Below are 25,628 nucleotides of genomic sequence, written 5' to 3'. Positions count from 1 at the left end.
TGTTTCTTTGAAAACAAACCGGATGCATTGCAAGGATACTATATTGAGGACTCAAAACAACTGGCCTTATTCTAAACTTATCCCGAACTCAGGTATAGTATAATATTTTTTTACATTTCACTTTTCCACTTACGCTTACATAGCCTTTTATTTATAGCTTTATTGTAAACTTAAACCTTTCTTTACAAAAGTACGTAATTGAAAGAAACAAAATACCCCCATAAATAATGATTCTACTATCACTATTTATAGGGGAAAATGAACAGCCCTTTCAACGTTTATCAAAAAAGAATATAGCAGGCTTATTCCTTCAACGGCTGTTCTACTTGTATACTTCCTGCTATTTTAGCTTTTTTATTTCACCAAATAACGATCTCCTGTAGCCTTAACTACCTCTTTCAAGAATTCCTGTGGATAACCCGGGCGGTCGAGAGGAGCTGTATTTCCTGTTTCCGGACGAACAATCTTACCGTCTTTCACCCGTTTCACTACACCGTCGTTATAACGGACAATCAGAAACTCACCCAATTTCTTCCAACTGTCTACAGCAGTCTGAGCAGCCATACCCGTATAGTTGGTCAGAAAATCTTTTGCCTTCTGCGGATCTTGCGCATACAGTTTCATGGCTGTACTTTCCACACCTTCCTGAGCATTGGCATACATGTCTTCCAGCGAATTCTGAACCGTACGCATATCGTCTACCATCAAACTGTAGCGAGGACGGATCATGTCAGCCACCCAGTTATAAATCCAGAAAGCAGAGTTCCACGAGAATGTCACACAGTCACCTTCACCTTCGGCATAAGAAGCCGGAACCTTGTCGGTATTGCAATATACCGGAGTAAAGACCGTCATGTTTGCGTCGTCCAGTCCGAACCAAAGAACGCCGCCGATTGCATCGGGCATAGTAGAACGCATCTGAGCCACAAAGACAAAACCACTCTGCTGAGTTGAAATAGGACGTTCGTTGAAATAAGTCTTTCCATCTACCTCGAAGGTCAACGGCGACAAACGGTAAGGCATCTGAAAAGCTCCAGCACCCATATCGTTGGTAATATCAAGCGGAGTACCTTCATAATGATCACGCATAGCATACTGAATGTCGCGAACAGAAATCTTACGGTCGGGCTTTACATAAAGCGGCATCGGCTCCTTGCTTTCACCTTGTATATACGAAAGATAAGCCTGACCTGTCACCTTGCTGAACATATTATAATAACTCCAGACACGAGCCTCGCAAGCACGCAAGCCACTGAAGTCGAGCGGACAGTAAGCATCTGCAAAACTGAAGTCCTTGTTTACGCCATCAAAGTAACCTTTCTCGCGGGCAAACGAAATCACGTCCGGAGAATACAGACAATTATCCTTATCATTCATATCGAATTTATGGATGCGGCTCTGATTTGCGTGCGCCGCGATGCAATCATCCGGAATACGGACAGCCACCCATACGGCACCTTTCACTCCGGGACCCTTACCAATCATTTCCATAATCCAGGCCTCGTTCGGATCAGCAATGGTAAACGACTCACCACTACTGTAATAACCATACTCTTTTACGAGGTCGGTCATTACCTTGATAGCCTCTTTTGCTGTACGTGAACGCTGCAAAGCCACATAAATCAAGCTTCCGTAATCCATCACTCCGGTTGTATCAACCAGTTCCGGACGGCCCCCGAAAGTCGTTTCTCCGATAGTTACCTGAAACTCATTCATGTTTCCTATTACATTATACGTCTGCTTGGCCTCCTTTATCTGTCCCAGATACTTACCCGTGTCCCATTCGTAAATATTACGCATAGTACCCGATGCATGTACAGCAGCCGGATAATGACACAAGTACCCGAACATACCGTACGAATCAGCCGAATAGGATACGATTACAGAACCGTCGGCAGAGGCTTTCTTACCGACAATCAAGTTGGTACACGCCCAACCGTTTACACACACAGCCGCCAGAAGGCAGACTGCCAACATTAGTTTTTTCATCATACGTATTTAGAATTTATATTGTTTCCGCGTTTCATTGCCACAATTGTCAGTCACAACCACTTCCAGCTTATGAGGCACACCTTTCTTTATACGCCCCGGATCCTGAATGACAAGAATACCTTTTTTCAGTCCGAAAAGCACAAAATTGCCATCCACATACACCTTATAGCTTTGAATACCCGTCTGACCGTCGCTCACCTTAAAGCGAATGTTCCGGCTTGTCCGCCAGCTTCCCAGCCCCAAAGGAGTCACCTGTGGAGAAACCGTATCGACAGCCACGGCAAACGTGCCCAGCGTTCTGACTTTTGTCTTTACCCATCCGTTCTGATACTTGCCACCTGCAGAAGCCCGCCACTTTCCGGCCTTCTGGACAATGTAATATTTTGTGGTATCGGCTACAGGCAGATGACGTACTCCGATAGACAAATCGCAGAAGTTGTGCAAGGGTGTACGTCCGATATCGAGTACATAATCGAAAGAAATGTCGCTGCTGTCACCACTTACCCTCGTCCGCAGTTCAGCGTCGTCGTATACCATTCCCTTCGGCACCACCAGTTCCATACCCGGCTCCTGAATTACATTCGTCTTGTTCCAGTACAACATCTTGTTTGCCTTGGGTGTGTAGGGAGGAATCTCCTGTTTCTTGCCACGAACCGTAAACTTATATCGGCGCTTATTGCCGAAATTATCCTCCAGCACGTAACAGAAATGATAGTCACGTTCCTCGTCGATTGTTACCAGACCGCGGTCGGGACCCGTTTCCAGCAAGCGCAATTTATTGCCCGGCAGTTTATACGAACGCATGATAAGACGGTTGGTACGCATCAGCTCATCATAGTCGGTAAACCCGTTTATCATGCGGTTTTCATCAGACGACACCTCATCGGTAGTACTGTTGAACACCTTTACAGAATCGACATACAAGGTTACCGAGTGAACTCCATAAAAATTGGACGTTCCGTCCATGTAATCCTTCGCACTGATACCCGTATAAATCTGTCCCCAGGCAGTGAACCGCTGATTCAATGCTCCTACAGCAACCAGCTTTTTCGCAGAAGAGCCATTTACCACTCCCTTGCCTCTGACCGGATAAATTCCCACCAGACTGCCGACAGGCGCCTTGGTATCTTTCAGATACTGCCGGAAAAACGGCATCGGGTCCACATAATCCCCATTATCATTCCGGCGGAGCTCCAGATGCAGGTGAGGTCCTGCCGAAGCACCCTCATTGCCACTCATGGCTATAATATCGCCTGCCTTCACCGGAAGCAGCCCCGGTTCGGGATGCAAGTCGCACACAAAAGTTTCGTGTTCGTACTGATATGCACGTACATACTCCTGTACTTTCGGAGCAAACGATACCACATGACCGTAAACCGAAGTATATCCGTTAGGATGCGTCACAAAGATAGCCTGTCCGTATCCGCCGTGCAATACCATAATGCGCGACACATAACCGTCGGCTACACTGTGAATCGGTTTCCCCGTCACTCCCTGTGTCTTAATATCCAGTCCGTTATGAAAATGATTGGGACGCAGTTCTCCGAAATTTGCGCTCAGCAACAATGGAAAATCGAAAGGAGAACGAAACTCTGCTCCCACATTTTTTTGAGCCTGCACGCCGAGACTCATTCCCAGTGCAAGCGTCAACAATGTATTTCGTATCATGTTAATGTCTGTTTTTTCTCCACAAATATACAGCATTTATTTTTGATACATCCCGATTTTGCTTACCTTTGTGTAAATGGGTATTGCTATCGGGCATCTTTTCGTATACGTTTTCTTATCAAAGCTGGAAAAAGACCGTCACATTTACCACTTTGCTTTTACTCTTTTTATTATGCAAAATTTTCAATAGGACTAAATAAATCGATGACAAGCAACCTGGCACTATGGATGGCAGGCTGCACTCTTTGCGATAATGTGATGACTGGATAATGGATGAAATCGTAACTTGAATGGTTCTGGAATTTATCCTTCTACGACTGAACAACCGGCAACGGAAAGCATCCGGCAGCATCTGTTCTTCCTCTTGGCGGCAATCCTGCCTCACAGAGGGTGCTGTATGTAGATACGTTGCAGGCAGGAACCGGCAGAAAAACAACGTCATTATCTCCTGCTTGCGACGAATCTCAAGTATCCTTCCATCTTTTTTGCATAAAAATTTGGTAAATATGCAAAAGCACATTACCTTTGCCGCATCAAAACATCAATAACCCATGAATGTAAAAGCGACACATACTCCCGTTAAACTCCTGCTGCACGAACCAGTGTGCAACGGTTATCGCGTCGTACACATACATTGGTTCAGCGGATTTCTATGAGGCGTCGCCGCGTCTGGCGGCTTGAAACTTGAATGACTAAATCAGTTTTAACCTCATAATTGCGTAATATATGTTTTCTATTATCGGATTTATGTTGACAGGTATCGCTGTGGGATATCTGTTCAGAAATATTGCCTTTCTGCAAAAGACAGAAAAAACGATCTCACTGACCATTTTCCTGCTGCTGTTCCTTTTGGGAATATCGGTCGGCTCGAACGAATTAATCATCAACAATCTGTCTACATTCGGCTGGCAGGCTGCCATTTTGGCTGTTTCGGCTACTTGCGGAAGCATTCTGGCATCGTGGATGGTGCTGAAACTGTTTTTCAAGAAAGGAGGCAAACAATGAAAGGAAGTATTATCGTATTGCTGTTCTTCGTGGCAGGTTGCATACTGGGACTGACCGAATGGCTTCCGTTCGATATGAAGCAGAGCAACCTGACTTTATACATTTTATATGCTCTGATGCTACAGGTGGGACTAAGTATCGGTTCAAGCAAGGAACTGAAACACATTATAGCCGACCTCCGGTTGAAGTATTTGCTCATTCCTCTGGCTACCATTTGCGGCACACTGCTTTTTTCCGCACTTGCCAGTGTACTGCTTTCACGCTGGAGTATATTCGACTGCATGGCGGTGGGCAGCGGATTTGCCTACTATTCGCTCTCGTCTATCCTGATCACGCAGTTCAAGGAACCTTCCCTCGGACTTCAGTCGGCAACGGAACTGGGTACGATTGCTCTGCTGTCTAACATCTTCCGCGAGATGATGGCTTTGCTCGGAACTCCGCTATTGTGCAAGTATTTCGGCAAGCTGGCACCTATTTCCGCTGCCGGAGTCAACTCGATGGATGTGGTTTTGCCCATGATTACCCGTTACTCGGGTAAGGATATGATGCCGGTAGCCATCTTCCACGGCATACTGATAGACATGAGCGTGCCCTTCTTCGTATCATTGTTCTGTAAGCTATAATAAAACATGTGCAGCCAGCCTGCAACATGTCCAGAGATATACACCGAAATCTCCTCAGGTTTCTGATGAAATTTGTACAAATTTTTAGCGTTTTTGTACAAAACATAAAAATCTTTGTACAAACTTTCAGAAGAAGCTCTTATTCTTTTTTTTCATTTTCCTCAGCCTTTTCGCTCCTTCCTGCCCGGCTATTCTTAACCGTAGCAGACAAAAGAGTGAAAAGGCTGAATCATTTTCCTACAAGCTATTACCTTTAGTTATAACAGATAAATATTTTTCAATAGGTTTGTACTATATAATAACTTACCTTTGCAGCGGAAAAAGAAATTAATCACTAAAACAATTATTATACGATGTTCGAAAAAGGAAACAGAGGAAATACCATTCATGGTATCTTGTTGATTGCATTGTTCTCATTTGCGGCATTTTATATTGCCGAAATTCCGTTTGTAAAAAGTCTGTCATTCAGTCCGCTGATTGTAGGTATCATCCTGGGTATGCTATATGCCAACAGCTTGAGAAACCATCTGCCCGAAACATGGGTGCCGGGTATCAAGTTCTGTACCAAGCAAATTCTGCGTGCGGGTATCGTTTTATACGGTTTCCGACTGACTCTTACACAGGTGGCTGCTGTAGGACTACCTGCGGTTATAATAGATACTATCATTGTAGTAGGTACCATTTTCCTGGGAATCTGGCTGGGACGTATCATGAAAATGGATAAAGATACTTCACTGATGACTGCAACAGGTAGTGCTATCTGTGGTGCTGCTGCCGTACTGGGTGCAGAACCTGTAGTGAAATGTGAAGGTCACAAGACTGCCATCGCTGTATCTACGGTAGTCATTTTCGGAACAATCTCCATGTTCCTCTATCCTATCATGTATCGTGCCGGAATATTGGACGGACTGGACAACATGGGTGTAGCCATCTATACGGGAAGTACCCTGCACGAAGTAGCACACGTAGCCGGAGCCGGTAATGCTATGGACCCGACAGATGCTCTGGGAATTGCCGGAACTGCTACCATTACCAAGATGATCCGTGTCATGATGCTTGCTCCGGTCTTGGTTATCATGAGCTTCGCATTGGCAAAACGCAAGAGCAGTGCAAACGGCGAAAAGGCTGAAAAGAGTAAAATTACCATCCCCTGGTTTGCCTTTGGATTTATTGGAATTATCTGTGTGAACTCACTTTTGCAATACGTTCTGGGCGTAGACAGTGTAAAAGATATTCCACTGAACGGAGCAATCGAATATATTGATACTTTCATGCTGACGATGGCCATGACTGCTCTTGGTACAGATACCAGCATCGAAAAGTTCAAACAGGCTGGTGCCAAGCCGTTCTTGCTGGCAGGCTTGCTGTACATCTGGCTGGTAGGCGGCGGTTATCTGCTTACTAAATACCTGGTTCCTGCATTCATGTAAAAATAAATATATCGCAACAAGCCCCGGCATGTTCCTTGTCTGCTTCTGGCAGTCGGGGTACATACCGGGGCTTCTTTTTATTCTAAACTGCTTGCCTCAGTGCGCTATCATCATCTTACCAATGATATCGCCTGCATTCTTACAGTTTTCCAAGTAATTCTGTACAAAACGCATAAAGTTGGTAGACGAGGCTTCTTCCTGTCCCTGTAAATATACGAAACAGAAATGTCGCTTAATTTGCAGCCCGTTTACATCGATTATCTTGAACTCTCCGTCACGCAGTTCACGCAGAATGGCCTGCAGTGATATGATTCCCATCGTGGAACTGTTTCTTAAAAACTGCTTGATGCTTTCGGTACTTCCCAGATGTAACCGGACATTCATCGACGAAAGTTTCAGCCCTTGCTCGGAAAGAGCCATTTCGATGGCATCGAGCGTGCCCGAACCTCTTTCGCGAAGCACCAAAGGAATTTCTCTCAGTTCGTCGAGGGTGAGCGAATCTTTGGCAGCCAGTGGCGACGAAGCACAGACTACCGGAACCAGTTCGTCGTGAAGGAAAGGTTCATATTTCAGGTTAGGCAGGCGGAATACTCCCTCTACCATACCCAAGTCAATATCGTGTTCCTGTAACGCCTGTTCGATGTTGCGCGAATTGGTATCGATAAGCGAAACGGTAATCTTGGGATATTTCTCCGTAAACCCGGCAAGAATGGGCGGAAGCACGTACTGGGCTATCGTAGTACTTGCTCCCAGACGAAGCTGACCGTTGTATTCATTGTGCAGCAAGTGCATGTCGTACTCCAGCTTACGGTATTCGGAAAGGATGCGTTCGCAATGCTCCAGCAACACGTAGCCCGACTCGGTCAGCGAAATTTTGTTGCCAAGCCGGTTGAACAAACGGGTCTGATACAAGCTTTCCAGCTCGCGTATGTGCTTGGTTATGGCGGGCTGGCTGACGAACAACTCCTGAGAAGCTTTGGTAAAGCTCAGGTTTTTCGCCACACTGTAGAATACTTTCAGACGGAAATCGGACATTTACAGTTCCTCCGCACGGACTCCCAACGACTGAAGAACGGGAAATCCCAACATTTCGAATGAGTAATCGCCTTCGTAGGCAGGAGGATTCATACCGAAAACGGTAATGCTTTCCTTCCCTTTCACCTTATTTATATAGTCACCTATTCGCTTACCGTATCCTTCTTCATCGGGTACGATAATAAAACGACGGACATCCTTCGACTCGCCAGCCAACTGAAGTGACTCAAGGAACAAGTCTTCACACGTTGCCATGTCGGAAGGCTGGAAAGCGTACAAGGAGAACTCTCCCAGCTGACTCTTGAAGGCTACATTATGAAGTTCCTTACCGAACGAGGAAGGTGTACAGAAGTTCATTTTCTCTTTTCCTGCCTCATAAATAAAAATTACTTGTATTTCATTTTCTCCCGACTGGATTCCTGCATCCAGAGCCAGGCATTCCAGCAAATTAGCCAAATCGGCTTTCGGCAACTCACGGTTGACGATAGGAGCGAAATGAGCGGTCATGTCACAGCCTACTCTATCCAGATAGGTGGCATCTATCAGCATCACAACAGGGGCAAACGGTATCTTCTTTTCCATATATCTAAGTTTATGGCGATAAAGATAATAAAAACTTTCCTGACATTTTGGTATGCCTTCGGACAATATTGCAGTAAAATATGCTAACACCCTGACATTTAGGCATATAATGAACATTTTATGGCGATGGCAAGAAGTTTGTCTGACAGAAAGTGTATTTCAAAAAACATAGAAAAATAAGAAAGGAGAACAATATATGAACTTTAACAACTTTACAATCAAATCGCAAGAGGCTGTGCAGCAAGCGGTGAATCTGGTACAGAGCCGCGGGCAGCAAGCTATCGAGCCGGAGCATTTGCTGGCAGGGGTGCTGAAGGTCGGAGAAAATGTAACCAACTTCATTTTCCAGAAACTCGGTGTCAACGGTCAGCAGATTGAAACCGTACTCGACAAGCAGATAGCTTCTCTGCCGAAGGTTTCAGGCGGCGAACCTTACCTGAGCCGTGACGCAAATGAGGTATTGCAAAAAGCTGTCGAGTTTTCTAAAACGTTGGGTGATGAATATGTTTCGCTGGAAGCTATCATTCTGGCACTGCTTAACGTAAAAAGCACCGTATCTACCATCTTGAAAGATGCGGGTGTTACGGATAAGGAGTTGCGAGCTGCTATCAGTGAGCTGCGTCAGGGACAGAATGTCACTTCGCAATCCAGCGAGGATACCTACCAGTCACTCAGCAAATATGCCATCAACCTGATAGAGGCCGCACGTAACGGCAAGCTGGACCCGGTTATCGGTCGTGACGAAGAGATCCGTCGTGTACTGCAAATCCTGAGCCGTCGTACCAAAAACAACCCGATCCTGATTGGTGAACCGGGTACCGGTAAGACTGCCATCGTAGAAGGACTGGCACAGCGAATCCTGCGTGGAGATGTTCCTGAAAACCTGAAGAACAAGCAATTGTTCTCACTCGATATGGGTGCACTGGTTGCAGGTGCCAAATATAAAGGTGAGTTTGAGGAACGACTGAAATCGGTTATCAACGAAGTAACTAAATCGGACGGAAATATTATTCTGTTCATCGATGAAATTCATACATTGGTTGGTGCCGGAAAAGGTGAAGGTGCCATGGATGCTGCAAACATCTTGAAACCTGCCTTGGCACGTGGTGAGCTGAGAAGCATCGGTGCCACTACCCTCGACGAATATCAAAAATATTTCGAAAAGGATAAGGCGCTCGAAAGACGATTCCAGACCGTCATGGTAGACGAGCCGGATACGGCAAGTTCTATTTCTATCTTGCGTGGATTGAAGGAACGTTACGAGAATCACCATCAAGTGAGAATCAAAGACGAAGCCATCATTGCCGCAGTAGAATTGAGTAACCGTTACATTACCGACCGTTTCTTGCCGGATAAGGCCATCGACTTGATGGATGAAGCCGCAGCCAAGCTTCGTATGGAGCGTGACTCACTGCCGGAAGAACTGGATGAAATTGAACGCCGGTTGAAGCAGCTCGAAATTGAACGTGAGGCTATCAAACGTGAAAAGGACGAAGCTAAGCTTGCTCAATTGAACAAAGAAATAGCCGAGTTGAAGGAACAGGAAACTTCGTACAAGGCTAAATGGGAGAGCGAAAAACAACTGGTGAACAAGATTCAGCAGAACAAGAAGGAAATAGAACAACTGAAGTTCGAAGCCGACAAGGCTGAACGCGAAGGCGACTATGGTAAAGTAGCCGAAATCCGTTATGGCAAGTTGCAGAGCTTGGAAAACGAAATAAAGAGTATTCAGGAAGACTTGAAGAAAAAGCAAGGCGACAATGCCATAATCAAGGAGGAGGTTACTGCCGAAGATATTGCTGATGTAGTATCACGCTGGACGGGAATACCGGTAAGCAAGATGCTGCAAAGCGAACGTGACAAGTTGCTCCACCTGGAAGACGAGCTGCATAAGCGTGTCATCGGGCAGGATGAAGCAATTGAAGCGGTAGCCGACGCTGTACGTCGTAGCCGTGCGGGACTGCAAGATCCGAAACGTCCGATTGGTTCATTCATCTTCTTAGGTACTACGGGTGTTGGTAAAACCGAATTGGCTAAAGCACTGGCAGAGTACTTGTTCGATGATGAATCGCTGATGACGCGTATCGATATGAGTGAATACCAAGAGAAACATACCGTTTCTCGTCTGATTGGTGCCCCTCCGGGATACGTTGGTTACGATGAAGGTGGTCAGTTGACAGAAGCTGTCCGTCGTAAACCGTACTCAGTTGTCTTGTTCGATGAAATCGAGAAGGCGCATCCGGATGTATTCAACATCTTGTTGCAGGTATTGGACGATGGACGTCTGACTGATAATAAGGGACGTACGGTAAACTTCAAGAACACAATTATCATTATGACCTCCAATTTGGGAAGCTCATACATACAGAGTCAGTTCGAAAAGATTAATGATCAGAACCACGACCAGGTTGTAGCAGAAACAAAGACAGAGGTAATGAATATGTTGAAGAAGACTATCCGTCCGGAATTCCTGAACCGTATAGACGAAATCATCATGTTCCAGCCGTTGAACAAGGATCAGATTGAGCAGATCGTACGTCTGCAGATCAACGGTATCAAGAAGATGCTGGAAGACAATGGCGTAACACTCCAGATGAGCGATCAGGCAATCGACTTTATCGCCACTGCCGGATACGATCCGGAGTTCGGTGCCCGTCCGGTAAAACGTGCCATCCAGCGTTACTTGCTGAACGATTTGTCGAAGAAACTTCTGTCGCAGGAAGTCGACCGCAGCAAACCAATTATTGTGGAGCGAAGCAGTGATGGATTGATATTCCGTAACTGATGAACTAAATAAATCATAAGAATCTCTCTTAGGGGATAGCATGAATATTTCATGCTATCCCTTTTCTTTTTGTCCGTATGGAAGAAATAAGCTATCTTTGCCGCACTCAAATAACTAAGAATGAAAAATAAGAAAGCTATTTATATTATCGGCAGCATTGTCTTACTGGTGCTCATTGGCAACATTGCCTGCGCGTTCTTACTATTTAGCACCCCACTGAAAATAGAAAAGGCAACTTATCTCTATATAGATATTGACGACAATATCGACTCTGTATATACGAAACTGAAAAAAGATTGTCAAGCATCCAGCCTTGCCGGGTTGCATCTGATGACTGCATGCAGCAATTATGCCGACAATATTCATGCAGGAGCCTATAAACTGGAGCCGTCGGAAAAAACATGGCACATTTTTCATCGACTGAAAAGTGGCCATCAAACTCCCGTAAGACTGACGATACCCAGTGTACGTACCATCGGAGCACTGGCAAAATCCGTATCCCGCCGGCTGATGACCGACTCGGTTTCCATTGCCAAACTACTGACCGACAGCGCCTATTGCGCAGGCTTAGGATACAATCAATACACGATTCCTTCGCTTTTTATCCCCAACACTTACGAAGTGTACTGGACTATCAGTGCTGAAGATTTCATCAAACGGATGAAAAAGGAACACGATCTTTTCTGGAACAAGGAAAGGATAGAAAAGGCAAAGAGTATCGGGTTTACTCCCGAAGAGGTAGCTACACTGGCTTCCATCGTAGAAGAAGAAACAGCCAACAAGGCAGAAAAACCGATGGTAGCGGGGCTTTACATCAACCGTCTGCATACAGGTATGCCCTTACAGGCCGACCCGACGGTCAAGTTCGGCTTGCAGGAGTTTGGATTAAAGCGCATCCTGCACAAGCATCTGGAAGTAGACAGTCCTTACAATACCTACAAGCATGAAGGATTGCCTCCCGGTCCGATACGCATTCCTTCCATCGACGGACTGGAAAGCGTATTGAACTATGTGCAGCACGACTATCTTTACATGTGTGCCAAGGAGGATTTTTCGGGAACACATAATTTTGCAAAGAACTGGAACGAGCATCTTGCCAATGCCCGCCGCTATCAGCAGGCATTAAACAAGCGAAACATCCGCTGAGAAATGTAGTGCAGCAGCAACGGTTCTCAGCGAATCGATTTCCAGAATTTCATAAAATTGGCATAAAGTCCGTAGCAAACCAGCGCATCTTCAGCTTGAATGACATAATCTTCGGGGAATTCGTTGGCAACTTCCCGTTCCAAGATGGAAATACCCAGACAGTTCTGTGCCTTCTTTCCACGTATCAATGAAATGATTTTCAAGTCGAACTCCTTTTCCAACTGCAACTCATTGATGCCATATCCTACCAGTTTGTCAGGAACATTGAATTTAAACACATAGTGCTCCTCATCTATCTGGAAAGGTTCCACGGCAGCATTCAGTTCCAGCAACTGCACCAGCATACGGGCAGCATCCTGTTCTGGCGTAAGAATACGGTCGAGCGAAAATGCCTCAAGCACCGTTTTATGCACATCGTCGAGCGCCCGGGCGTAAATATGCTTAACTTTATTCTTTTTCAGCAAGGAAACTACCCGCACGGAAGCCCCCAGATCTTCGCCGATGGCCACAATGACCACATCAACACTCTTTAATGGCAATACAGACAAAGCCATCTCATCGGTAGCATCGAGCACAAAAGCTGTAGCAATCTTATCCTTCAGCCGGTCTACGTGATGCTCTTTCACGTCTACCCCTATCACTTCGTGTCCCAATACGGTAAGTTCCTCGGCAAGCATACCACCGTAGTTTCCCAGTCCTATTACGATATATTTCATAGCAATCTCAGTTTATTATAATATTATCACTCGGATATTTGTAATTACGCTTCTTCACTTGTTTAACCAGTCCCAGCAACAAGGTAAATGCTCCCACACGACCGATGAACATCAGCAGGATGATAACCGACTTTCCTGCGGTACCCAGCACAGGAGTCAAGTCCAGACTTGAACCAACCGTACTCAAAGCCGATACACATTCAAAGGTAAGTGCCATGACCGATGCCTCTGGTTCAAGCAGACTCATTATAAAAATAGCAGTAAACAATATAATAAGATACAGCATAAGTACGGCATTCGAACGACGGATAGAGTCATCCGAGAGTTCACGATGGAAGATGGTTACCCGGTTCGATCCTCGTATAACTGCCCACAGATTCAAGAGAATTACAGCAAAAACATTAATCTTCACACCACCGGCGGTAGACTGTGTACCTCCTCCTATTATCATCAGAGCAATCATCAGCAGCAACGTCTGCGTAGACAAGGTCGTCAGTCCCACACTTGTAAAGCCAGCTGTACGCGGACACATAGCATTGAAGAAGGCATGTACCCATTTATCAGTTACACTCATCCCCGCAAAAGCATGATTCCATTCGTAAAGTGCGATGGCCAATGTGCCAAAGACCAACAAAATAGCCGTCATAATCAACACGATACGCGTATTCAGATTATACAGATGTACTTGTTTCGGAAAACGGGAAGAGCGTCTCAGACATATCCATTTCAGATAACGCAGATAGTAGAACAGCGTTTCTTTCAGATTGACCAGTATCGGAAAACCGATTCCTCCCAAAATAATCAGAAAAGATACGGTCATGAAAAGCAGATTGTGCTGCTGCATGACGGCAGGATTGCCTAAGTTGCCCGGCAAGGTAGAGAATCCGGCATTACAAAATGCCGAAACCGAATGGAAAGCCGCAAAATAAAGTTCCTCCTGCAATGTCATTCCCAGTGTATCGTGAATGGAGAACCAGATGACTACCATACCGATTCCCTCGATAGCCAGGGTAAAACCTAATATATATAATAAGGTAGATAAAAGCGAATTCAACGAATTGGAACTGATCATATCACCAACTACCAGTTGATTGTACAGCGAAGTGTTCCCCATGAAGAACATGGCAAAAAAACTTGTCAGCGTCATAACTCCCAACCCTCCTATCTGAATCAGCAGAATAATGATAATCTGCCCTTCCAATGTAAAGGTAGACGGTACGTCTACCGAAACCAATCCGGTAACACATGTGGCACTGGTTGCCGTAAACAGCGCATCTATCCACGAAATGCCGTGATAGGTGGCTCTGGGCAGCATCAGCAATCCGGCACCGATAAAGATGATGACCAAAAAGCTGGATGCCAGAATGAGTGAGGGATTGGTACGCCTGCCCAGCAAACGCACCAGACTGCTGGATAATTGCAGCAAAGAATACAGCAGCAAAATGCCCATCCGGTAATAATGACTATGAAAAAATGTCCAAATCCAGAACACGCCTTCATCACCGGTATCAGGCTGTTTAAAGACAACAGGCAATAACGTCAGGTAAAGCAACACGTTAATAATCCAAGCCCATAACGTATTCTTCCTTTCTTCCTCATCGCGTCGAAAAACAATCTGTATCGTTGCCGAAAGTAAAAAGACGATCCATACCGTCTGATATATCATTCGGATACCTTTCGCCTCATCCAAAGAAATCATAAACCCATGCTCGTATACCAGAGTGGCCAGAAACAAAACGGCACAAAAATACGTAATCCACATCAGCCAGTTCATGCCCTGATAGATACGAGGCAGGATCAATTTCTTCCGATAAAGTAAAAGTCTTTCCCAAGAATCCATATTCAATAGTTTTTATGTCAAAGACAGTTTATACACAAAAGTATCTATAATTATCGGTATTCCTACCAAAAGCATAACATTATTCCTGACTTATTAAAAACAATGTATAGACAAACAATGACCGCACAAACGTCATGCACACTTTTTCGCGATAAAAACATCAAAATAACAAATAAAAAGCAAAAATGATTGCAATATTACATTGTTTTATCTATTTTTGGAAAATCAATCAAAAAAGGAAACAATTATGAGCAATAAACAGAAAAGATTCATTTTACCAGAAGATGAAATTCCAAGATACTGGTACAATATTCAGGCAGACATGAAGAACAAACCCATGCCGCCGCTGAATCCAGCTACTCACGAACCGCTTAAACCAGAAGACTTGTACCCGATTTTTGCCAAAGAACTGTGCCATCAGGAACTCAACCAGACGGATACATGGATTGAAATTCCTGAAGAAGTACGCGAAATGTACAAGTATTACCGAAGCACACCACTGGTCCGTGCCTATGGTCTGGAAAAAGCCTTGGGCACTCCGGCACACATTTATTTCAAGAACGAAAGCGTCAGCCCCATTGGTTCGCATAAACTGAACTCGGCACTGGCGCAGGCTTACTACTGCAAGAAGGAGGGAGTAACCAACATTACGACAGAAACCGGAGCCGGACAATGGGGAGCTGCTCTCGCATATGCGGCAAAGGTCTTCGGACTGGAGGCAGCCGTTTATCAGGTTAAAATCAGCTACGAACAAAAGCCTTACCGACGCAGCATCATGCAAACGTTCGGAGCACAGGTAACTCCTTCGCCTTCCATGTCTACACGCGCCGGGAAAAATATATTGACCAAGTATCCGAATCATCAGGGCTCACTGGGTACTGCCATTTCTGAGGCAATCGAACTGGCTCGTACTACCCCGAACTGTAAATATACACTGGGATCTGTACTGAGTCACGTAACACTTCATCAGACCATTATCGGACTGGAAGCCGAAAAACAGATGAAAATGACAGGAGAATATCCTGATATCATCATCGGATGCTTCGGTGGAGGTTCAAACTTCGGAGGAATCAGTTTCCCGTTTATGCGCCATACTATCCTGGAAGGCAAAAAGACCCGTTACATAGCCGCTGAACCTGCTTCTTGTCCGAAGCTGACAAGAGGAAAGTTTGAATACGACTTCGGTGATGAAGCCGGATATACTCCTCTCCTTCCGATGTTCACTTTAGGACACAATTTTACGCCAGCCAACATCCATGCCGGCGGATTGCGCTATCACGGGGCAGGAGTCATCGTTTCACAACTGATGAAAGACCATCTGATGGAGGCTGTCGACATACAGCAATTGGATACATTCAAGGCAGGATGTCTGTTCGCGCGTGCCGAAGGCATCATCCCGGCTCCTGAATCCTGTCACGCCATTGCGGCGACGATACAGGAAGCCAACAAATGCAAGGAAACGGGAGAAGAAAAGGTCATCCTCTTCAACCTGTCCGGACACGGCCTGATAGACATGAGTGCATACGACCAATACCTGTCGGGCAACCTGACCAACTACACACTGACAGATCAGGAAATAGAAAAAAGTCTGGATGAGGTAGAGACAATGCAACCCTAACGATAACGACTTACTACGTACATGGAATTATTTGAACAGATAACAGCATCGGTCAGCTCCTTTCTCTAGGGATGGCCGATGATCATATTACTGCTGGGAACACATATCTTTCTGACAATACGTTTAAAGTTTCCACAACGCAAAATATTTACAGCTATACGACTTTCCTTTAAAAAAGACCCCGACTCTGAAGGTGACGTCAGTCAGTTCGGTGCACTTGCCACTTCACTGGCAGCAACTATCGGAACGGGAAACATCATCGGTGTAGCCACTGCCGTAGCATTCGGAGGTCCCGGTGCCGTATTCTGGTGCTGGCTGACCGGAGTTTTCGGCATTGCCACCAAATATGCCGAAGGGCTGCTCGCCATCAAGTATCGTGTAAAAACTGCCAGCGGAGAAATGCTCGGTGGTCCGATGTATGCACTGGAGCGAGGACTCAAGCAAAAATGGCTGGGGATTTTATTCTGTATCTTTACAGCCATGGCAGCATTCGGTATCGGAAGCACGGTACAAGCCAATTCCATAGCTCTACTGATGCAGGAAACTTATGGAGTAAGCGCACATCTTACCGGAATAGTGGTTGCACTGGGTATCGCACTGGTTATCTTTTTCGGAGTAAAAGGCATTGCCCGCGTATGCATGACACTGGTACCTCTCATGGCCATTCTCTACATAGGAGGATGTATTTACATTCTGATCTTAAACCACGCCTATCTGGGAGAAGCATTCAAGCTCATTATCAGTTCAGCATTTACACCCCATGCGGCAGGTGGAGGATTTTTAGGAACAAGCGTTATGCTTGCGGCACGTTACGGTATTGCCCGCGGACTTTTCTCCAACGAGTCCGGACTTGGTTCGGCTCCCATCGTGGCAGCGGCAGCACAAACCCGTAACCCCGTACGTCAGGCACTGGTTTCTTCTACCGGAACATTCTGGGACACCGTCATCATTTGTGCACTCACAGGACTGGTACTGGTTACCAGCGTACTCGCATTCCCCGACATCGATTACACGCAGGGCGGTGCACTGACCAAAGCAGCCTTCGGTAAAATTCCCTATGTAGGCACCAGCATTCTGGCAATCGGAATCCTGACCTTTGCCTTTTCTACGATTTTAGGCTGGGGATATTATTCGGGAAAAGCCATCGAATACTTAGGAGGGAAAAAACTCCTGCGGGTATACCGTGTAATATGGATCTCCACCATTTACTTTGGCTCCACCATGAACCTACAAGCAGTATGGAACATTGCCGACAGCGTAAACGCACTGATGGCAGTACCAAACCTGATTTCACTCATCTTCTTATCGGGAGTTGCCGTAAAAGAAACACAGAAATATCTTTGGGAAAACAGACTGGAAGATACAACCGACCCGGAAGACCTGTAATTCCTAAAACGTCACCTGCACAAAGCAGTTTTCCACTTTTCCCCCTCATGCGAAGAGGAAAAATGAAAAAAAAATATGCCTTTTTCTGCATTTTTTCTCACAAAACACTTGCAGATTCAAAAATAATGCGTACCTTTGCACCCGTGATTGAGAAACACCTCAACACAAACAAAGGATGGCCCGTTCGTCTATCGGTTAGGACGCAAGATTTTCATTCTTGAAAGGGGGGTTCGATTCCCCCACGGGCTACCAAAACAATAACATACGGTTAATCCGATGTAAAGGATGGCCCGTTCGTCTATCGGTTAGGACGCAAGATTTTCATTCTTGAAAGGGGGGTTCGATTCCCCCACGGGCTACCAAGGTCTGAGCAGTTTCTGTTCAGACCTTTTTCTTTTTATCCACTTCTTTCTTTCGGCTTTTTATATCTATCTTTGTCCCTGTATTGTTTATTTACGTAACAACAGATAACATGAATACCGAATTACTTGCACAACTTTATCAATCATATACGGGAGAAGCTCCGGCAAGCATCGAACCACTGCCGGGAGCTGGCTCAAACCGCCAGTACTTCCGCCTGAAAGGAAAAGAAAGCCTCATCGGGGTATATGGCACTTCTGCAGAAGAGAATCGTGCGTTTATCTACATGGCAGGACATTTCTCACAGAAAGGTCTGCCCGTTCCCCGTGTGCTTGCCCAGGCAGCCGACCAGTCGGCTTACTTGCAAGACGACTTGGGAGATACTTCCTTGTTCCAGTTTATCCAGAAAGGCCGCGAAAGCGGCTGCTTCAGTCCCGAAGAAAAAGTGATGTTGAAACAGACCATCCGCCTTCTACCATCGATACAGTTCGAGGGAAGCCAGGACATGGATTTCAGCTATTGCTACCCACTGGCGGAATTCAACCGCCGCAGCATTTTGTGGGACCTGAATTATTTCAAGTATTGTTTCCTCAAGACCACCGGACTGGAGTTTCAGGAAAATCTGCTGGAAGACGACTTCGAACACCTGGCAGACGCACTGCTACAGATACAGCCGCAGGTATTCATGTACCGCGACTTCCAGAGCCGGAATGTCATGCTACGCGAAGGGAAACCGTACTTCATCGATTTTCAGGGAGGACGCAAGGGACCTTTCTATTACGATGTAGCCTCGTTCCTGTGGCAGGCTAAGGCAAATTATCCCGATTCGCTGCGGCAGGAGCTGATAGACGAGTATCTTGATGCACTTCAGCCTTACCACGCCATCGGGAAAGAGCAGTTCCTCGCCACCCTCCGCCACTTTGTATTGTTCCGCACCTTGCAGGTTTTAGGTGCCTACGGCTTCCGCGGATACTTTGAGAAGAAGGCACATTTCATACAAAGCGTGCCCTATGCCATCGAGAATCTCCGACAACTACTGGAAACTGATTTTCCCGAATATCCTTATCTGTGCCTTGTGCTACGCAAGCTGACCGAACTTCCTCAGTTTGCCAGCGTACGCAACAGACGGAAACTCACCGTACGCGTGATGAGTTTTTCGTATAAGAAAGGAATTCCCGAAGACCCGTCGGGAAACGGAGGCGGGTATGTGTTCGACTGCCGCGCCGTGCATAATCCGGGGAAATACGAACAGTACAAGCAACTGACCGGACGCGACAAGCCGGTTATCGACTTCTTGGAACAGGACGGCGAGATTCTTCGTTTTCTGGAACACGTGGACGCACTTGTCGATGCTCATGTACAGCGCTTTCTGGAAAGAGGATTCACCAACCTTTCCATCTGTTTCGGCTGTACCGGAGGACAGCACCGCTCCGTATATTCAGCAGAACATGTGGCACGTCACCTGAACGAGAAATTCGGTGTACGCATCCAACTGATACACCGTGAACAACATATTGAACAAACTTTAGAAGCCCGATAAGCCTATGAAAGCTATGATATTTGCAGCGGGACTGGGAACTCGCCTGAAACCGCTGACCGACCATCAACCGAAAGCGCTGGTGCCCGTTGCCGGACGACCGATGCTGGAGCATGTCATCCTGAAACTGAAAAAGGCGGGATTCAACGAGCTGGTCATCAATATACATCATTTCGGAGAACAGATCATCGACTTTCTGAAAGCCAACCAGAACTTCGGACTGACCATTCACATCAGCGACGAACGCGACCTGCTGCTCGATACGGGAGGAGGCATCAAAAAGGCGGAACCGTTCTTTCAGGGCAATGAACCGTTCCTGGTACACAACGTCGATATTCTCTCCGATACCGACCTGAAAGCTCTGTACGAATACCATCTGCACAGCAGAAACGATGCGACACTGCTGGCAAGCAAGCGCGTCACCGCCCGCTACCTGCTGTTCGACGGACAGGCACGCCTGCGAGGATGGATCAATAAAGATACCGGACAGACCAAACCCGAAGGCTTTGTATACGATGCTACCCTGTATCAGGAATACGCGTTCAGCGGCATACATGTGATTTCACCTTCCCTTTTCCGATACATGGACGAACGCTGGAAAGGCAAATTTCCGATCATGGACTTCTATTTGCAGACCTGCGGAGAAGCCCGTATCGGCGGATGCCTGACCGAACAGATTCACCTGATCGACATCGGAAAGCCGGAAACGCTGGAAAAAGCTGCCAGCTTTCTTGCCGCACTGAATCACGAATAAAACGCTCAGCCGGCCACAAACGACAGGCAAGTTGCCCGTACCTCTCCGCACACGACGGAAAAGACACGGGCAACTTGCCTTTATTTTTTGTACAAAAACAAAAATGATTTGTACAAATTCTAAAAAAACGTCGAGACGTTTTCCGGAACTTTCGCCCACGTTTCATTCGGTTTCCGCCCACGTTTTACCAAACTCATGGCGACGTTTGCATTCCCTCCTTTGGGCATATCCAGACACAGTCCTAACGTATTTTACCAGCCTCCATGACACGATCTGTACCCTACATATAAAGAGTTTCGGAACACCAACCGGAAAGTCACCTTTATTCCTCATCCGAAAGCCGGTAGTACGAAGGAGCAAGTCCCGTCTGTTTCTTGAAAAACGTACCGAAAAACGAAGCATTCGGAAAATTCAGTTCATCGGAAATCTCCTGCACGCTCTTGTTCGTATTCTTCAGCCAGAAGATACTCTTCCGGATAATCGCCCTGAAGACCAGTTCCTGCACCGTATATCCACAGACCGATTTCGACAACGCCGAAAGATATTTGGGCGAAAGACACAACTTGTCGGCATAAAACGCCACTCCCCTCTCCTGCATGTAATATTTTTCTATCAGTCGGATGAGCTTGATAAACGTATCAATCTTATGTCCTGCCACATTTTTCTCTTCCATCATCCGCCGGCTGTAAATGGAACACAGGCGGTAAGTCAGTGCCAGCAACAGCAATTTGCACTCATGGTTATCGAACGGATTCTGTGCTCCCCTCCGATGCCTTCCCAGCAACGAAATATAATGTGCCAGATCCTCCTCCTCGCCGGAAGTCCACACATAACAATGTTCGGGAGTCAGGGTGGTATACAAGTACATGGCCACAACCGAACTGCCCAATATCTCACGGATAGGGTCTACCCGGTAAAACAGCATGCTCACACATAAATCTTCCGACACCTCCCCTACGCAGAAATCATTTCCTTCGGACAGAAACACCGTTTCGCCCGTCCGTGCCGTAAAATGCTTCTTGTCCACATCGAAGCCAAAGCTCCCCTTCCGGCAGACAATCAGTCCCACATAATTCATCCGGAAAGGCTTTTGTAACACCGAAGGAAAAGAAGTAATCTTCCCTTCCAGGCAACAAATATCCTTTCCCCCGGTCAAATCCCGTTCGAAACGCTTTAAAATATCCTCCTGCTCCCTTGTTTCCATTGCCGTAAAAATAATTTGTTAAACGCTACCGCTAAGGTAAGCCTTTTCTTTTCACCGGAGAAACGGGAGAATAAAAAATACATCACGGAGAGCAAAATGTTTCACTGGTGTTTTTCCACCGAAAGACAGATTAAGAAATGAAATATGCCCCCACGTGATGTATAAAGCAAATTAATGAACGAGTGTATAAGTTTTTTCCGGTTGTAAATCCAACTTTCTTTTTCTCCACGGCATCACTACCATAAGCACGGCACAAGCCATGCAGCCGTAGAAAGTCCAGCCCGCCATCTCCTTCACGGCAGAAAGTGTAGCCTGCACCTGCACACGCCCTTTAGCCGAAAGAGCCGCCATGTGCTGCGCTTCCCTTTCACTTTTTCCCTGATACATCATCCCCTGAACCGTCTGGTTGTACGAAGCGGCAACCTCCGGATTCATCGCGTCCATATCGTGAGCAAAGCGGGTCACGTAATGTTGCTGACGCTGCTGCATCACATTGGTATAGATAGCCGTTCCCGCTCTGGGGCCCAGCACCATACGTACAGTCAGCATGATGCAAATCCAAGTCGAAAGATATTTATAAGGCATCCGCTGGTTGGCATACACAGCCGTCAGCGAATAAAGCAGCATCATTCCGGTAGCACGGATAATGACAGGATATTTCATCCGCTCGTATAAGCCGTCTGTCTGCACTTCAAAATACATGAACAGAGCAGAAAGTCCGATCAGTACAAAGCCCAGCGAGAAAAGATATTTCAGGTGAACCCCCTTCGTACCCAGAGCAATGGCAATGATACATCCAATAAAATAACCGGCAATGCTCCAGTTGTTCAGCGACGCATTCTGCCAGTTGTCTATCTTCATGCCCACTCCTGTAAACACATTTACAAACATGGCGCTGGAATTGAAAATCATCAGCAGCAGGAAAAGCAGGATGCCGATACGAATGGAACGCAACTTGAAGATATCCATCAGGAAATAAGGTGAATTGTGCTGACGCTCCATGTAAACAAACAGTACGGCAAACACCACAGCCACAGCAGTAGCCCAGCAGATGGACGGAGAATCGTACCAGTCGAGTACCTTTCCATAAACCAGTACATAGACCACAGCCGAGCACATGATGCAGAACATCACGACACTGCCGAACTTGCGGAAGCTGACAGGAAAACGCTTTCCGCCATAATTATGGTAAGGCATCGTAATGAATACCACCAAAATAGAAAGCAACAGCGATCCCATCATGAAATAATACACGTACTGCCATTCGTATTCGTAAGCCAGCCATGCGGTAAGCGATGTACCAATCTGTCCCAGTATCATAAAAAACAAGTAAATGGTAGGCATGCTGGTTCCCTTCTCGCGGTCGAGCCTATCCCATCCTTCACCATCTACAGGCTCATTGCCCGGAGTAATGTTGCGGGTGGCTTCCATCTTAAACGCATACTTAATGAGCGTAAACAGATTGACCATCATCAGTACCATGCGCAGAAATCCCATGACAACACTGCATACAGCCAGCAGATAAATGCTGTCGGTCTTGGCACACACGTAGCTCAGCAGGTACAGCAGCGAGAATCCTACGATACACATCATCTTTTCGCGGCGGATGCAAACCAGCTCGTAAAAGAATGGAGAAAAGGCTGCCATACCTACGGAAGTAAGGAAACTGACAAACTGAATATGTTCCGACTGAATGCCCAGCCCGCTCAGCATTTCCCCGCTGTTTGCCGTATAGACTCCGCTTGCCGTAAGAATAGGGATAAACAGCAGCAACAGAATAAGAATGCCCAAGGGCTTGGGAACCCAGTTATAAAACGGATAATTTTTCGGACATGAAGGCATAACCCAATTTTTTTAGAAACTGAAAAATAACTTAACTAACTCTTACTGCTTAGCGCTCACCACCACCATCATTCCGGCAGCCAGACGTTCGTTGTCCTCCTTAGAAAGATTGGTAAAATCGATACGTACCGGTATGCGCTGCTGAATCTTGACAAAGTTTCCTGCAGAATTATCAGTAGGTACCAGCGAGTATTTCGAACCGGTTGCTCCGGAGATAGCCGTAATCTTTCCGGTAAACTCCTTATCACTGATAGCATCGACCGTGATACGCACTTCCTGTCCTAAAGCAAGATTCTCCACCTGAGTTTCCTTGTAATTGGCAATAATCCATTTCTGTGTATCGGGAAGAATATACGTAATGCTCTGTCCGGCACCGATATACTGTCCTTCCTCCAGCGCACGACGCCCCAGTTTTCGTCGCAAGGAGCCACCACTACCGTATACGACAGGTTAAGCCGTGCCATTTCGAGAGCCGCCGTAGCCCGCTGAATGGCAGCTTCGGTACTTTCCCGGCGGTTGGATACTTCCTTGATGCCCGACATGGCAGCACGCTGCTGGCGTTTCGTAGCCTCCAGTTTCTTGCGTGTAGCCTCGTATTCCGTTTCAATCTGTTCCAACTGGATGGGAGTTGCCGCATTCCGTTTCAGCAAGTTCTCATAACGCTGGCGGTCTTTCTCCAGCTTAGCCAGACGAATCTCGATTTCGGCAATGGAAGCCTCATAGACAGAAGCGGAATTCTGTGTCGTCTGCAAGGTAGCATCTACTACCGTAGCACCTGCCATCGCATCCTTCAAGGCAGCTTCAGCTTCCATCACCCGGATGCGGTATTCACGGTCGTCGAGTACCAGCAAGGTATCTCCCTTCTTGACCGACTGATGTTCGGTAAAATAAATTTTCTTGATATAGCCCGAAGCACGCAGGTTGACCGGTGAAATATATTGCTCCACCTGTGCGTCGTTGCTGGTTTCGGTATGTTTATAGTCGAGGAAAAGAAAGGCAACTTCTATCAACCCTCCTATCAGGATGACTATTCCCAGCAAGCTGGCAATGATTCGGTTACGACGTTGTTTTTTCAGTTTCAGAGCTTTTTCTTGAAGTGTATTATTATTGGTTTTCATAATGCTGACAATTTTAAAAGATTGATTAATGAACAGAATTTCCGTTGAACAGCGTTTCCAACTGTCCGGTAAGTTTGAGCAGAGTCAGGTTGGTGACCTGATAGTTATAATGTGCGTTGATGTAATTGTTCTGGGCTTCGCTCATCCGCATCTCGTCTTGCAGGACTTCCGTCATGGAGGCAATACCCTCGCGATAACGGTCGGTTGTCACCTGATACACATCCTCTGCCAGCAGATAGTTGTCTTTCTGTTTCTTGAAATTACGCTGACTGTTCATCAACTCGTTCGTAGCATTCAGATATTGCGTCTGCATATTCTTGAGTGCATTTTCGTACGACAGACGAGTATTCTCGACTTCAATCTTTGCCTTTCTCATCTTCGCCCGCTTCTCCAGTCCGTCGAAAATAGGAATACGAAGCGTCAATCCGATACCACTCGACTGATACCAGTGATTAGACGGTCCGGAATGGAACCAGTTTTTGGCTTTATCGGTATAAGCGGAATACATCCAGCTTCCGGTCAGACTCAACGAAGGAATATATCCCTGACCGATCATCTTGCGCTGCTGCTCTGCCAGTTTCTGTTTCGACTGCAAGAGTTGCAGCTCGTACTGGTTGTTATCCAGTCCGGTAAGCGACACAGAAGTGATATTTTCCGTATTGACCGGAGTCAAAGCTATTTCCTTGTCGGCAGGATAATCCATTACATACTTCAACAGATTGAGCTGCTGAGTCAGCATAGACTGTGCATTATCGTACTGTACCCGCAGGTTTTCCAGATTGATGTTCACCCGTTTCACATCGACTTCCATCGCCATGCCGTTATCGTAGAAAGCCTGCGTAATATTACTCAGCTCGTTCAGCCGCGAAATGTTCTCTTTTATCAAGACGTGAGTTCGGGATAAGAAAGTATCTTTAAAAGTTGGTAATCACCGAATTATTTTGTATATTTAAGTCTAACAAACAATTAATTACAAATTAACAACAA

The 25,628-nt window shown here is 46.2% G+C and carries 17 protein-coding genes, 2 tRNA genes and 2 pseudogenes; 11 read left to right on the top strand and 10 right to left on the bottom strand.

Features of this window, described 5'->3' with window-relative positions; all coding sequences use genetic code 11:
- Positions 1 to 354 precede the first annotated feature (354 nt).
- On the bottom strand, positions 355 to 1,992 hold the full coding sequence (locus ACZM60_RS10385; RefSeq protein WP_021971048.1) for a C69 family dipeptidase: 1,638 nt from the start codon (positions 1,990 to 1,992) through the stop codon (positions 355 to 357).
- Positions 1,993 to 1,998: 6 nt separating this feature from the next.
- Positions 1,999 to 3,660: a M23 family metallopeptidase gene (locus ACZM60_RS10380; protein ID WP_489521462.1), complete on the bottom strand. Its 1,662-nt coding sequence runs from the start codon at positions 3,658 to 3,660 to the stop codon at positions 1,999 to 2,001.
- Positions 3,661 to 4,386: 726 nt separating this feature from the next.
- On the opposite strand from ACZM60_RS10380, the gene ACZM60_RS10375 reads away from it, so the two are divergent.
- From ACZM60_RS10375 to ACZM60_RS10365, 3 genes are all read left to right on the top strand, one after another.
- The gene (locus ACZM60_RS10375) at positions 4,387 to 4,665 is read left to right on the top strand and encodes a LysO family transporter (protein WP_489521461.1); all 279 of its coding nucleotides are present in this window, start codon (positions 4,387 to 4,389) and stop codon (positions 4,663 to 4,665) included.
- A complete protein-coding gene (locus ACZM60_RS10370; RefSeq protein ID WP_489521460.1) occupies positions 4,662 to 5,288 on the top strand; it encodes a LysO family transporter in 627 nt (208 codons plus the stop codon). Before ACZM60_RS10375 ends, ACZM60_RS10370 begins: the two co-directional genes overlap by 4 nt.
- 353 nt (positions 5,289 to 5,641) lie before the next feature.
- On the top strand, positions 5,642 to 6,718 hold the full coding sequence (locus ACZM60_RS10365; protein ID WP_021971044.1) for a YeiH family protein: 1,077 nt from the start codon (positions 5,642 to 5,644) through the stop codon (positions 6,716 to 6,718).
- Between the two features lie 96 nt (positions 6,719 to 6,814).
- Here the strand turns inward: ACZM60_RS10365 and ACZM60_RS10360 are convergent, their stop codons facing one another.
- Positions 6,815 to 7,753 (bottom strand): LysR family transcriptional regulator, encoded by a 939-nt coding sequence (locus tag ACZM60_RS10360; protein WP_021971043.1) that lies wholly within the window; start codon positions 7,751 to 7,753, stop codon positions 6,815 to 6,817.
- Complete coding sequence (locus ACZM60_RS10355; RefSeq protein ID WP_021971042.1) at positions 7,754 to 8,335, bottom strand: DUF6621 family protein; 582 nt, start codon at positions 8,333 to 8,335, stop codon at positions 7,754 to 7,756. It abuts the gene before it with no gap.
- A gap of 196 nt (positions 8,336 to 8,531) precedes the next feature.
- On the opposite strand from ACZM60_RS10355, the gene clpB reads away from it, so the two are divergent.
- Both clpB and mltG read left to right on the top strand, forming a co-directional pair.
- On the top strand, positions 8,532 to 11,120 hold the full coding sequence (clpB, locus tag ACZM60_RS10350; protein ID WP_489521459.1) for an ATP-dependent chaperone ClpB: 2,589 nt from the start codon (positions 8,532 to 8,534) through the stop codon (positions 11,118 to 11,120).
- A 120-nt stretch (positions 11,121 to 11,240) separates the two neighbouring features.
- Positions 11,241 to 12,266: an endolytic transglycosylase MltG gene (gene mltG, locus ACZM60_RS10345; RefSeq protein WP_489521458.1), complete on the top strand. Its 1,026-nt coding sequence runs from the start codon at positions 11,241 to 11,243 to the stop codon at positions 12,264 to 12,266.
- Positions 12,267 to 12,292: 26 nt separating this feature from the next.
- On the opposite strand, the gene ACZM60_RS10340 is transcribed toward mltG, so the two are convergent.
- Together ACZM60_RS10340 and ACZM60_RS10335 are read right to left on the bottom strand one after the other, a co-directional pair.
- The gene (locus tag ACZM60_RS10340; protein ID WP_021971039.1) at positions 12,293 to 12,982 is read right to left on the bottom strand and encodes a potassium channel family protein; all 690 of its coding nucleotides are present in this window, start codon (positions 12,980 to 12,982) and stop codon (positions 12,293 to 12,295) included.
- A 7-nt stretch (positions 12,983 to 12,989) separates the two neighbouring features.
- Positions 12,990 to 14,822: a TrkH family potassium uptake protein gene (locus ACZM60_RS10335; protein ID WP_489521457.1), complete on the bottom strand. Its 1,833-nt coding sequence runs from the start codon at positions 14,820 to 14,822 to the stop codon at positions 12,990 to 12,992.
- A gap of 247 nt (positions 14,823 to 15,069) precedes the next feature.
- Between ACZM60_RS10335 and ACZM60_RS10330 the strand changes: the two genes are divergently transcribed.
- The 6 genes from ACZM60_RS10330 (at position 15,070) to ACZM60_RS10305 (ending at position 20,477) form a co-directional block, all read left to right on the top strand.
- On the top strand, positions 15,070 to 16,440 hold the full coding sequence (locus tag ACZM60_RS10330) for a TrpB-like pyridoxal phosphate-dependent enzyme (RefSeq protein WP_021971037.1): 1,371 nt from the start codon (positions 15,070 to 15,072) through the stop codon (positions 16,438 to 16,440).
- Positions 16,441 to 16,518: 78 nt separating this feature from the next.
- Positions 16,519 to 17,826, top strand: a complete 1,308-nt coding sequence (locus ACZM60_RS10325; RefSeq protein ID WP_489521456.1) for an alanine/glycine:cation symporter family protein — start codon at positions 16,519 to 16,521, stop codon at positions 17,824 to 17,826.
- Positions 17,827 to 18,003: 177 nt separating this feature from the next.
- Positions 18,004 to 18,078, top strand: a tRNA-Glu gene (locus ACZM60_RS10320).
- Between the two features lie 35 nt (positions 18,079 to 18,113).
- Positions 18,114 to 18,188 (top strand) — tRNA-Glu (locus ACZM60_RS10315).
- Positions 18,189 to 18,298: 110 nt separating this feature from the next.
- On the top strand, positions 18,299 to 19,726 hold the full coding sequence (locus ACZM60_RS10310; protein ID WP_489521455.1) for a RapZ C-terminal domain-containing protein: 1,428 nt from the start codon (positions 18,299 to 18,301) through the stop codon (positions 19,724 to 19,726).
- A 4-nt stretch (positions 19,727 to 19,730) separates the two neighbouring features.
- Positions 19,731 to 20,477 carry a nucleotidyltransferase family protein gene (locus ACZM60_RS10305; protein ID WP_021971034.1) on the top strand — a complete coding sequence of 249 codons (747 nt, stop codon included), beginning with the start codon at positions 19,731 to 19,733 and terminating at the stop codon, positions 20,475 to 20,477.
- 322 nt (positions 20,478 to 20,799) lie between these two features.
- On the opposite strand, the gene ACZM60_RS10300 is transcribed toward ACZM60_RS10305, so the two are convergent.
- The 4 genes and pseudogenes from ACZM60_RS10300 to ACZM60_RS10285 all read right to left on the bottom strand — a co-directional run.
- Entirely contained in the window at positions 20,800 to 21,681 is an 882-nt protein-coding gene (locus ACZM60_RS10300) for a helix-turn-helix domain-containing protein (RefSeq protein WP_489521454.1), read from the bottom strand.
- 171 nt (positions 21,682 to 21,852) lie between these two features.
- Positions 21,853 to 23,523 (bottom strand): MFS transporter, encoded by a 1,671-nt coding sequence (locus tag ACZM60_RS10295; RefSeq protein ID WP_489521453.1) that lies wholly within the window; start codon positions 23,521 to 23,523, stop codon positions 21,853 to 21,855.
- Positions 23,524 to 23,565: 42 nt separating this feature from the next.
- Positions 23,566 to 24,641 (bottom strand): annotated as a pseudogene (locus tag ACZM60_RS10290) (HlyD family secretion protein).
- 25 nt (positions 24,642 to 24,666) lie between these two features.
- Positions 24,667 to 25,530 (bottom strand): annotated as a pseudogene (locus ACZM60_RS10285) (TolC family protein); the annotation flags it as partial.
- Positions 25,531 to 25,628 lie beyond the last annotated feature (98 nt).

This window comes from Phocaeicola sp. (genome assembly GCF_057861905.1).
This window is presented reverse-complemented; position numbering and strand designations above follow the sequence as displayed.